Source organism: Alcanivorax sp. HI0044 (assembly GCF_001634945.1).
Genome location: NZ_LWEZ01000280.1, coordinates 1 through 11045, shown reverse-complemented (window position 1 = coordinate 11045; position 11045 = coordinate 1). Strand labels below are relative to the sequence as shown.

Below are 11045 nucleotides of genomic sequence, written 5' to 3'. Positions count from 1 at the left end.
GGTGCCACAGCATGGGGGGCAAAGCCAGGTTATTCAGGCCTCCCCGGGTCAGCAGGAACACCCACAGCGGCACCAGCACGGCGGCAATTAAGGCTGCGGAAAGAAAAAACAGACGAAACGGAAACGCAAACAGCGGCGCCTGCAATCCACGCGGGGGCTGCCGGGCTTGCGCGCCGGGGGTATCGGATGTGGAATCTGGCGTTGCCATCGGGCTCTCCCTGCCGGAACAGACACCCTCGAATATACCCGGTTGCCGGCGAGCTTGATGGTAATAACGCGGTAAAAACTGACCGGGATCACGGCCCGGCCAGTCAGGCGAGGATCAGGACAGCAATCCCGGGCGCTTCATCAACCGCGACAGTTTTTCCAGCCCCCGCTGGCGCAGATGAACGCTGTCCCGCTTGGAAGGGTGGAAGTCGCGCTTGTAATAGGCCAGGTAGGATTTGCCCAGCTTGCGCAGCCAACCGGGGTTGCCCACCAGCCAGTTGAGCCCCTGGCGCACGGATTTCCAGTCGGTGGGATCATCCATCTCGGCGCGCAACTGGTTGTAATGCAGAATGGTAAAACCGATGAACTCCACCGTGGTAAAGGCCATTTCCGACGTTCGCACCCAGTAGCTGTCCACCTGATCGCGGTACACATCAAAGGCCACGGACTTGTGTTCGCTCTCTTCCACTGCATGCCACAACCATAGCGGCACCATGCGCTCGTCCATACCTTCGATAAATTCCGGATGTTCCAGAATCATTTCCGCCAGCATGGCGGTGAAATGCTCCAGCGCGCAGGTCTTGGCCAGCTGCCGCTCCGGCGACAACCACTTGGCCATGAATTTCAGGCCATCCTTCACATAGGCGTCCACCTTGCCGGTGGGCACCCCCTTGGATTCCATAAACGCATTGAAGGCATCGTGTTCGTTGCCGTGATGCGCTTCCTGGCCGATAAACCCTTTCACCTGCTCGCGCAGCAAGGGATCGGTGAGGTTTTTCTGAAAATGGCGCACGGAACGAACAAAGAAGCGTTCACCTTCAGGAAAGGTGCAGGACAACGCCGTCAACAGCATGGTCTTGAACTGGTCATTGTCGAACCAGTAACGGGGCATGGACGGATCAAATTCAAAATCCATCTTGCGGGGCTGAATGTCACTTTTATTGATTTTTTTCTGCGGCTGACGCTTGGCCGCTTGATCGCGTTGCCCGGTGGTTATAGCAGTGGCTGCATTGGCATTCATGGCGGTGTCCTCATTGCTCATGGGCACAGTATTTGCCAACCGAAACTGGCACGAAAGTGCAGGTTGTGCCATTTTGCCAGCACGCACCGCCCAGGCACGGCGTAATAGGACACAGCCTGTGCCCGGGCGCCGGTTTACTGTGCCGTCACGACACTCCCGCCATAGCGCCTATCAACCCGGGCCAGTTTGCCGCCGGTATAGCCGCGCATGAATATCGCCGCCGCTTTTTTCTTTTGACAACACCCAGTGCGCCGGGACTGCAGGCACTTCACCCTGGCGGCGGCTTTCCACATAGATAATCGCCCCGTCCGCCAGCAGCCCGTGGGCTTCCAGCGCCTCACAGGCCGGCGTCACCAAACCCAGATCGTAGGGCGGATCAATGAAGACCAGATCAAACGGTTCCCGTTGCGCAGGTAACCAACTCAACGCATCGGCGCAATGCACGGTGATGCGTCCCTCAAACAATGGGGCTAACTGCCGGCTCAAATCCGCGCAGCGTTCGCGCTGCTTTTCGACCAACACCGCATCCCGGGCTCCCCGGCTCAGCGCTTCCGCCCCCAGCGCGCCGGAGCCGGCAAACAGGTCCAGCACCCGAAGCCCCGGCAGCTCGAACTGCAGCCAGTTGAACAGGGTTTCGCGCATACGATCCGACGACGGACGCAAATCACCGCCGTAGTCCACAAAGTGCAGCCGATGACCACGCCGTTCGCCACCGATAATCCGTACCTGACCTTTCTGCGCCGGGCCAGTACTGGCGCCGGGGCGTTTACCTGAACGCTTACGGGGCACGATCAGCGGGCTCCTCGGCGGCGGTATTTTCTGCCTCTCTATCGGCCGCACGAATCTGCGGTGCCTTGGGACCGATGCTGACGATGGCCAGATTGTCCGGGGTCAGATTGCGCTGGAACGCGGCACGAATGTCTTCCGCTGTGACCGTGCGCACCTGCTGGTTAAACCGCTGCAGATAATCCAGCGGCAGGTCGTAAAAGCCAATAGCGCCAAGCTGGCCGATGATGTCGCTGTTGTCCGCCGTGCCCAGAGCAAAGCTGCCAAGAATGCTGGTGCGGGTTTCTTCCAGCTGTTCTGCGGTGGGGCCGTCCTGCACAAACTGGTCGATCAGATCCAAGGTCAGGGTCAGGGCGTCGTCGGCATTGTCGTTGGCCGTCTGCAAACGCACCTGAAACGGACCACCGGCGGCCATGGGACCAAAATGGCTGCTGATACCGTAAACGTAACCACGCTTCTGCCGCACTTCGTCGGTGAGAATGGAGGCAAAGCCGCCACCGCCGAGCACCTGGTTGCCCACATACAAGGCCACATGGTCCGGGTTACCCCGCCAGGTGGCCTGATTGCCGAGCAGGATATGGGTCTGGACGGAGGGAAAGGTAATGTGCCGGCGTTGACGCTCGGCGAGCGGCGCGGCCCGCTCCAGCGGCGGCGCCGCCTGCCCTTGCGGCAGGGCTGCGCTGATGTCCCCGGCAATTTTCTCCGCCTGCGCGCGGTCCAGATCACCCACCATGGCAATCACGGTGTTACCCGCCGCGTAGTAGGTGCGGTAGAAAGCCTGCAGCTGGTCACGGGCAATGGCCGGCAGACTTTCCAGGGTGCCATCGCTGGGCTGCCCATAGGGATGGCCAGCAAACACCGTGGCCTGGAAGGCCTTGTTCACCTGCGGGCCGGGCACCTGGGTTTCCATGCGCAGCCCCTGCATCATCTGGGTACGAATCCGCGCCAGCGTATCCTGCTCAAACGTGGGGCTGCCGATCACCTGATTGAACAGCGCCAGTACCGGTTCACGGTACTGCGCCTCGGACAGGGTGCGCAGGCTGATCACCCCCATGTCCCGGTAGCTGGAGGACGAAAAGCTGGCGCCCTGATCTTCGAAACCACGGGCAATATCGTCCACGCTCATGCCATCAGCGCCTTCGCCCAGCAAGGCGCTGGTGAGTGAGGCCAGGCCCGGGTGCGCACCATCACGGGCGGAGCCGGCATCACTGACCAGACGAATATCCAGCATGGGCAGCGCATCGCTGGCCACAAACAGGACTTTCGCCCCTTCCCCGGTTTGCCAGGACTGGATATCCAGCGCCGGCGCTTGCGGGTCGGTTTCTGCCACCTGCGCTTCGGTAGTGGGGAAAGCGCCGGAAAAAGTCCCGGCACAGGCACTCAATAGCGCGCCCAGCACGAGCAGGCAGGCCAGTCGGAAAGCGTTCATCTTCATGGTTGCGGCTCCGCTTGCGGTTGATCAGAGGTGGGCGCTTTCGGTTTCACCGTGCCCACGGTCAGGCGTTCCGGCACCAGCCATTGCTGTGCCACGCGCTGCACGTCTTCGGCGGTGACCGCTTCCAGGTTCTCGGCAAAGCGGGCAGACAAATCGATATCCAGGCCCAGGGTGCTGAGCATCCCCAGCTCCATGGCCTGTCCCATCACCGAATCCTTCTCGTACACCTGGCCCGCCAGCACCCCGGCCCGCACCCGCGCCATTTCCGCGTCGGTGGGCAGCGTGGTTTGCAGCCGTTCGATCTGCGCCAGCAACGCTTTTTCCACTTGCTCCAGAGTCACCTCCGGGTTGGGGGCGGCGGTGAGCGTGAAGGTGCCATCGCCTCGCTGAATCCCGCTGTAACTGGCACCGGCGCCGGCCACCAGCCGTTGGCCGCGCACCAGATCCGTTTCGATGCGCGCACTCATGCCGCCATCGAGCACGCCAGCCAGCATGGTCAGGGCGTAGAAATCGGTTTTGTCTTCCAGCGTGACCAGCGACGGCACGTTGTACATCATGTACAGGGAAGGCACTTTTACCGGCAGATTCAGCGCCAGACGGCGCTCACCGGCCGGCGGATTCACCGTCTGTTTGGGCCGTGGCGGGGTCTGCCCGGCGGGCAGATCGGCAAAGAATTTTTCCACCAGCGGCTGTACCTGCTCGCGGGTCACATCCCCGGCGATCACCAGGGTAGCATTGCCCGGCACATAGAACCGCTGGTACCAGCTGCGCGCCTGCTCCGGCTGCAGCTGGGCCAGCAGCGAGCGCCAGCCAATAATCGGGTGGGCATAGCCAGTGCCCGGACGGGCCACGGCCTGGAATTTTTCCCAGGCCAGCGCATTGGGGTTATCGTCCGTGCGCATGCGTCGCTCTTCCATCACCACGTCCAGCTCGCGGGCAAATTCCTCGTCATCGATTTCCAGGTGCCCCAGACGTTCCGCTTCCAGCTCCAGCGCCAACGGCAGGCGCGACACTTCGTATTGCTGGAAGTAAGCGGTGTAGTCATAACTGGTAAAGGCGTTATCGCTGCCCCCGTAGCGGGATACCAGCCTGGAAAAATCGCCGGGGCCCAACTTCTCGGTGCCCTTGAACATCATGTGTTCCAGCACGTGGGCCAGCCCGGTCTCAAATGGGGCTTCATCAATGCTGCCCGCCTTGAACCACACCATCACGGTGACCACCGGTGCACGGTGATCTTCGCGTACCAGCACTTTCAGGCCGTTATCCAGCGTAAAGGCATGGGTCGGCAGCGCCGCCTGGGCGGTCAGCGACCACAGGCCCAACGCCAGTACCGTTATCAGTCTTTTCATGAAATACCTCTATTGGGGGCACACCTGTGTTGAGAACCACAAACCCGAAGCTGCTCCCCTCTCCCCATAATGGTAGGATAGCGGCGCGTTCGCCCCCGCGAACGGCAACTCTGCAAGCAGGTCCTTTTTTTCTCCGGCATAGCATACCGGGTTATCGCCCTGCTCTTGCAGCCTCATTGCAAAAGAAGGGTCACCCTTCTTGATTGGATACGACTGATCATGAGCGACGAAGTTTCCCGCGACGACGACAACCGCCCACAAGCGGACGGAAAACCGGAAGAAAAGAAGACCGGTTTCTGGAAGCGCATGTTCACCGGTGTGGAGGCCGACGAGGCACCCACCCCGCCGTCCGAGCCCGCTGCAGAAAACGCACCGGCACCCGCTGAGCCTGCCCACCAGCCACCACCAGCGCCGGAGCCCATGCCTTCTGCGCCAGCCGCCCCCGAGGGAAGCCCTCAGGATGAAGGCGGCGACGGCGGTTTCTGGACCCGCATGAAGCAGGGCATGAGCAAGACCCGCAAGGGGCTGGGCAAGGGCCTGGCCGACCTGCTGGTGGGCGCCAAGGAGATCGACGACGAGATCTTCGAGGAAATCGAAACCCAGCTGCTGGTAGCCGATGTAGGCGTAGAAGCCACCGACGTGATCGTGCAGGCCCTCACCGACCAGGTGACCCGCGAAGAGCTGGTGGACGCCGATGCCCTGTACGAATCCCTGCAAAACGAACTGCGCAAGCTGCTGGTTCCCGTGGACCAGCCCATGCAGATCGACGGCAGCAAAAAGCCCTACGTAATCCTGATGGTGGGAGTGAACGGGGTCGGCAAGACCACCACCATCGGCAAGCTGGCCTGTCGCTTCAAGGGCGAAGGCAAGAGCGTGATGCTGGCCGCCGGCGACACCTTCCGGGCGGCCGCCGTGGAGCAGCTGCAGGTATGGGGCGAGCGTAACGACATTCCCGTGGTAGCCCAGCACACCGGCGCCGATTCCGCCTCGGTGGTCTATGACGCGGTGCAGGCAGCTCAGTCTCGCGGCGCCGATATTCTGATCGCCGACACCGCCGGGCGCTTGCATACCCGCGGCAACCTGATGGACGAGCTCACCAAGGTGACCCGGGTGATGAAGAAACTGATTCCGGATGCCCCCCATGAGGTATTGCTGGTACTCGATGCGGGCACCGGACAAAATGCCATCAACCAGGCAGAACAGTTCCGCGATGCCGCTGGCGTGACCGGGTTGGCACTCACCAAGCTCGACGGCACCGCCAAAGGCGGTATCCTGTTTGCCTTGGCCAAACGTACTGGCCTGCCGATTCGTTTTATCGGCGTCGGGGAACGACTGGAAGACCTGCGTCCCTTCCATGCGGAAGAGTTTGTGCAGGCACTGTTTGAAGATGTGACGGGGTGACAAGTTCAAAGTTAAAAGTTGAAACGCGGCACAGGCCGAAGCGGCTTGAGTGCCCGTGCCCGCGCTTTTCCCTTTGAACTTTAAACTTTTTACTTTGAACTGTCCGAAGGACGCCCATGATTCAGTTTGACCGGGTCAGCAAACGCTACCCGAACGGGAAAGACGCGCTCAGCAAAGTGGGATTCACACTCCCCGCCGGGCAGTTGACGTTTCTCACCGGTCACTCCGGGGCGGGCAAGTCCACCCTGCTGAAGCTGATCATGATGATCGAACGCCCGACACAGGGGCAGGTGCTGATTGATAACCAGAACCTGAACGGCTTCAGTAATCGCCACATCCCCCTGCTGCGCCGCAAGATCGGCATGGTCCACCAGAACCACCAGCTACTGTTCGACCGCAGCGTCTTCGATAACGTGGCCCTGCCTTTGATCATCGCCGGCTATGCCCGTGCCGACATCGGCAAACGGGTGCGCGCCGCCCTCGACAAGGTGGGCCTGCTGGACAAGGAAAAGCTCAACCCGATCATGCTCTCCGGCGGCGAACAGCAGCGCGTGGGTATCGCCCGGGCGGTGGTCAACAAACCCCCGCTGCTGCTGGCCGATGAGCCCACCGGCAACCTGGACCCGGCCCTGTCCGAAGAGATCATGGACCTGTTCAAGGATTTCGCCCGGGTCGGCGTGGCGGTATTGATCGCCACCCACGACCTGAGCCTGATCGCCCGCTATAACCACCGCCTGCTGACCTTGCGCGAAGGCCGCCTGATCCATGACGGCGACGAATCGGGAGAGGCCCATGGCGCCTAACAACACCAACAAGGGCAAAGGCAACCGGGGCACCCGCAGCGCCACCCCGATCAAGCCCGGCCGCCAGAAAGCAGAACGGCCGCGCCGTGTGGCCGGCGCCCACAGCGCCCAGACGTCATTGAAAGACCGCTTTATCAGCTGGCGCCAGCACCACCTCGACTCCCTGCGCGATGCCCTGCAACGCCTCAATGCCGCCCGTGCCAGCAGCGCCATGACCATTCTGGTCATCGCCATCGCCCTGGCCCTGCCCGCCGGGCTGGCCGTGCTGCTGGACAATGCCCGCGCCATCACCCGCGGCTGGGACGGCAACGCCCACCTGTCCGTGTTCCTGGATATGGATATCAGTGAGGCCCGCCAGCGGGCGCTGGCAGAAGAATGGCAAGGCACCGAAAACATCACCCGCACCGAAGTGATTACCCGTGCCCAGGCGCTGGCGGAGTTCAAGGCCCTGTCCGGTTTCGGTGATGTACTCGAAGCCCTGCCGGACAACCCGCTCCCCCCGCTGATTGTGGTTTTCCCGGACAGCACCGACCCGGTGACCCTGCGCGCCCTGGAAAATCGCCTGGGCGAGGCCGATGACGTGGACCTGGTACAGCTCGATGTGGAATGGGTACGCCGCCTGCACGCCCTGATTGAACTGGGCGAAAGGTTGATCTCCGCCCTCACCCTGGCGCTGGCCGCCGCCGTGGTGCTGGTCATGGTAAATACCATCCGCCTGGCCATTGAGAGCCGACGGGAAGAAATCGTGGTAGTGAAAATCGTCGGCGGCACCGATGGTTTTGTGCGGCGCCCCTTCCTGTATACCGGCTTCTGCTTCGGTTTCGCCGGCGGCCTTACCGCTGTGATCCTGGTGCAGGTTGCCCTGTGGTGGCTGGGGGGCCCCATTAATGAGCTGCTTTCGTTATATAGCAGTGAGCAATCACTCACCTCCATGGCCGCATCCAGTCTGGTCATCCTGCCCCTGTTCAGCGGCGTACTGGGCCTGCTGGGCGCCTGGCTGGCCGTGGGCCGCCACCTGGGCGATATCGAACCCAACTTCTAAGCTGCCAGGCTCAAGACGCGCTGGGCGGATGACCCTGACAGGGGGAATCCGGCAAACCAGCCGGAACGCCCGGGGAACCTCACTACCCCAACGCCCTCTAACACTGTGTTCATCCCTGCTTAACACGGGCGATGCATGCTCTTAAGCAGCGATCAACTGAGTCGATCAAACGGAACTTTTTCACCTATTAGCACTCTATAGAAGCGAGTGCTAATATCAGGACTCAAACGGATTGGGATGCTCGTCAACGAGCGACGCCAACGAGGAGAACACGCGCATGACACACCTTTCAGAACGCGCACAGGCGCTCACATTAGCGGTACCGGGTAACGACCTGGATGCCTACATGCGAGCCGTTAACGCCGTGCCGGTACTCAGCGCAGACGAAGAGCAACGCCTTGGCGAACGCCTGTATTACGATCAGGACCTGGATGCGGCACGCAGCCTGGTGCTGTCACACCTGCGCTTTGTGGCTCATATCGCCCGTAGCTACACCGGTTACGGCCTGCCACTGGGTGACCTGGTGCAAGAAGGCAACGTGGGCCTGATGAAGGCAGTGAAACGCTTTGACCCCACCAAGGGCGTACGCCTGGTGAGCTTTGCCGTGCACTGGATCAAAGCAGAAATCCACGAATACGTGATCAAGAACTGGCGCATCGTGAAAGTGGCCACCACCAAGGCCCAGCGCAAACTGTTCTTTAATCTGCGCGGCCAGAAGAAACGCCTGGGCCGCCTGACGATGGAAGAAGCCCAGCGGGTCGCCGACGATCTGGGCGTCACTGCTGCACAGGTCAAGGAAATGGAAGGCCGCCTGGGCGCCTACGACGCCAGCTTCGACGGCCCCACCAACGATGACGACGACAGCACCGTCGTGTCGCCGGCAGCCTACCTGCACAGCGACAACAGCGACCCGGCAGACCTGATCGCCGAACAAGACCAGCAAGACCGCGAAACCCGTCAACTGGGTTCCGCCCTGATGGCACTGGACGACCGCAGCCGCGACATTCTGGAACGCCGCTGGTTGGCCGACCAGAAAGCCACCCTGCAGGAGCTGGCCGATGAATACAGCGTGTCTGCCGAGCGCATCCGCCAGCTGGAAAACAACGCCATCAAGAAGCTGCGAAACGCCATGGCGTAAAGAGACGCAACAGGCAACACGCCAAAGCCCCTTTTCGGGGGGCTTTTTTGTGCCGTTTTACGGCAACGACACGCATCATGCGGTCGTACCTTATTCCCGCTGCAGGAACCGAGCTTGCGAAGGTAACAGCCACTGGCTGGCCGTAAGGGTGAGCGAAGCGAATAACGCCACTTGAGGCGCGAATAGCGGCCCCTCGCAACCCCTTCTCGTTACTCGAAACGACATCCCTCGCCAAGGCTCGGGTTCGCGCCCCAAGCGGCGCTCCTACCCTCGCAACGAATGTACCCCGCGACACGGATATTCCGGTACACTATGCAACCCGAGGCGGCACTCGTTTTGACCGCCACTGCGGAGTCCTGAATGAAAACCCTGCTTATCCTCGGCGCCCTCAACAGCGCCCTTGCCGTCATGCTCGGCGCCTTCGGTGCCCATGGCCTGAAAGCCCGCGTGGATGAATCCCTGCTCGCCACCTGGGCCACCGCCAGCGAATACCATTTCTTCCATGCGCTGGCACTATTACTGGTGGGCTTACTGGCGAAAACGTTCGGCGCCTCCAGCATGGTCACTGCCGGCTGGGTGTTGTTTGCCGGAATGCTGGTATTCAGTGGTAGCCTGTACGTACTGGTGTTGAGCGGGCAGAAATGGCTTGGCGCCATCACCCCGCTCGGTGGCACCGCGCTAATCATCGGCTGGCTGATGCTGGCCTGGTCCCTTTTCAAACACGCTTGATAAAGATCATGAAGCTCACCGTTAATGGCGATACGCTTTCCCTGGACGGCAATACCATTGCCGATCTGGTAACCCAGCTGGAGCTGGCCGGCCGTCGACTGGCCGTGGAAGTGAACCGGGAAATCGTCCCGAAAAGCCAGCATGCCGATTTTTCCCTGAACGAGGGTGACGTGGTGGAAATCGTCCATGCCATCGGCGGCGGCTGACACTCACACCTGAATTGCCCTGACAGCCAATTACTTACCGAATTATCGAGGCCAGAATGTCCGATCTGCTTACCATTGCCGGAAACACCTACTCCTCCCGCCTGCTGATCGGTACCGGCAAATACAAGGATTTTGACGAGACCCGTGACGCCATCGAAACCAGCGGCGCCGAAATCGTCACCGTCGCCATCCGCCGTACCAATATCGGCCAGAATGCAGACGAGCCCAACCTGCTCGACTACATCACTCCGGACAAATACACCATCCTGCCCAACACCGCCGGCTGCTTTACCGCCGAAGATGCGGTGCGTTGCTGCAAGCTGGCGCGGGAACTGCTGGATGGCCACGACCTGGTGAAACTGGAAGTGCTCGGCGACCAGAAAACCCTGTACCCGAACATAACCCACACCCTGCATGCCGCCCGCGAACTGATCGACGACGGCTTCAAGGTGATGGTTTACACCAACGACGACCCCATCGTGGCAAAAGAACTGGAAGACATGGGTTGCGTGGCAGTGATGCCGCTGGGCTCGCTGATCGGCTCCGGGCTGGGCATTCTCAACCCGCACAACATCAAGCTGATCATGGAAGAAGCGAAGGTCCCCATCATCGTGGACGCCGGCGTAGGCACCGCCTCGGATGCGGCGCTGGCCATGGAAATGGGCTGTGACGGCGTGCTTCTCAATTCAGCCGTGGCCCACGCCCAAAAACCGGTACTGATGGCCTCCGCCATGAAGAAAGCCATCGAAGCCGGTCGCGAAGCCTTTCTGGCCGGGCGCATGCCGCGCAAGGCCTACGCCTCGGCCTCTTCACCGCTGGATGGTCTGAGTCGCTAGTACAAGCCCGCTGCCGGCAGGCAAAAAAACGGCGCCACTCTGGGGGAGAGTTGGCGCCAAGGGGAAGTGTTGACCGTTGATGCTCGTGCACT

The 11045-nt window shown here is 61.3% G+C and carries 12 protein-coding genes; 7 read left to right on the top strand and 5 right to left on the bottom strand.

Annotated features, from left to right (window positions below):
• From A3730_RS03485 to A3730_RS03465, 5 genes are all read right to left on the bottom strand, one after another.
• Positions 1–208 (bottom strand): NnrS family protein (locus A3730_RS03485; RefSeq protein ID WP_231883829.1); only part of this gene is annotated, 208 nt, incomplete at its 3' end.
• Between the two features lie 114 nt (positions 209–322).
• The gene (locus A3730_RS03480; RefSeq protein WP_231880556.1) at positions 323–1228 is read right to left on the bottom strand and encodes a metal-dependent hydrolase; all 906 of its coding nucleotides are present in this window, start codon (positions 1226–1228) and stop codon (positions 323–325) included.
• Positions 1229–1399: 171 nt separating this feature from the next.
• Positions 1400–2017, bottom strand: a complete 618-nt coding sequence (gene rsmD, locus A3730_RS03475) for a 16S rRNA (guanine(966)-N(2))-methyltransferase RsmD (protein WP_063519339.1) — start codon at positions 2015–2017, stop codon at positions 1400–1402.
• Positions 2007–3449: a pitrilysin family protein gene (locus tag A3730_RS03470; RefSeq protein ID WP_063537489.1), complete on the bottom strand. Its 1443-nt coding sequence runs from the start codon at positions 3447–3449 to the stop codon at positions 2007–2009. Before A3730_RS03470 ends, rsmD begins: the two co-directional genes overlap by 11 nt.
• The gene (locus tag A3730_RS03465) at positions 3446–4798 is read right to left on the bottom strand and encodes a pitrilysin family protein (RefSeq protein ID WP_063520227.1); all 1353 of its coding nucleotides are present in this window, start codon (positions 4796–4798) and stop codon (positions 3446–3448) included. The genes A3730_RS03470 and A3730_RS03465 overlap by 4 nt, the downstream gene beginning before the upstream one ends.
• A gap of 219 nt (positions 4799–5017) precedes the next feature.
• Between A3730_RS03465 and ftsY the strand changes: the two genes are divergently transcribed.
• The 7 genes from ftsY (at position 5018) to A3730_RS03430 (ending at position 10953) form a co-directional block, all read left to right on the top strand.
• Positions 5018–6199, top strand: a complete 1182-nt coding sequence (ftsY, locus tag A3730_RS03460) for a signal recognition particle-docking protein FtsY (RefSeq protein WP_063520228.1) — start codon at positions 5018–5020, stop codon at positions 6197–6199.
• A 116-nt stretch (positions 6200–6315) separates the two neighbouring features.
• Positions 6316–7002 carry a cell division ATP-binding protein FtsE gene (gene ftsE, locus A3730_RS03455; RefSeq protein WP_007150059.1) on the top strand — a complete coding sequence of 229 codons (687 nt, stop codon included), beginning with the start codon at positions 6316–6318 and terminating at the stop codon, positions 7000–7002.
• Entirely contained in the window at positions 6992–8044 is a 1053-nt protein-coding gene (gene ftsX / locus A3730_RS03450; RefSeq protein ID WP_063520229.1) for a permease-like cell division protein FtsX, read from the top strand. Before ftsE ends, ftsX begins: the two co-directional genes overlap by 11 nt.
• 277 nt (positions 8045–8321) lie before the next feature.
• On the top strand, positions 8322–9182 hold the full coding sequence (gene rpoH / locus A3730_RS03445; protein ID WP_063520230.1) for an RNA polymerase sigma factor RpoH: 861 nt from the start codon (positions 8322–8324) through the stop codon (positions 9180–9182).
• 360 nt (positions 9183–9542) lie between these two features.
• A complete protein-coding gene (locus A3730_RS03440) occupies positions 9543–9911 on the top strand; it encodes a DUF423 domain-containing protein (protein WP_063520231.1) in 369 nt (122 codons plus the stop codon).
• Positions 9912–9919: 8 nt separating this feature from the next.
• Positions 9920–10117: a sulfur carrier protein ThiS gene (gene thiS / locus A3730_RS03435; protein WP_063520232.1), complete on the top strand. Its 198-nt coding sequence runs from the start codon at positions 9920–9922 to the stop codon at positions 10115–10117.
• 56 nt (positions 10118–10173) lie between these two features.
• Entirely contained in the window at positions 10174–10953 is a 780-nt protein-coding gene (locus A3730_RS03430) for a thiazole synthase (protein WP_063537487.1), read from the top strand.
• Positions 10954–11045 lie beyond the last annotated feature (92 nt).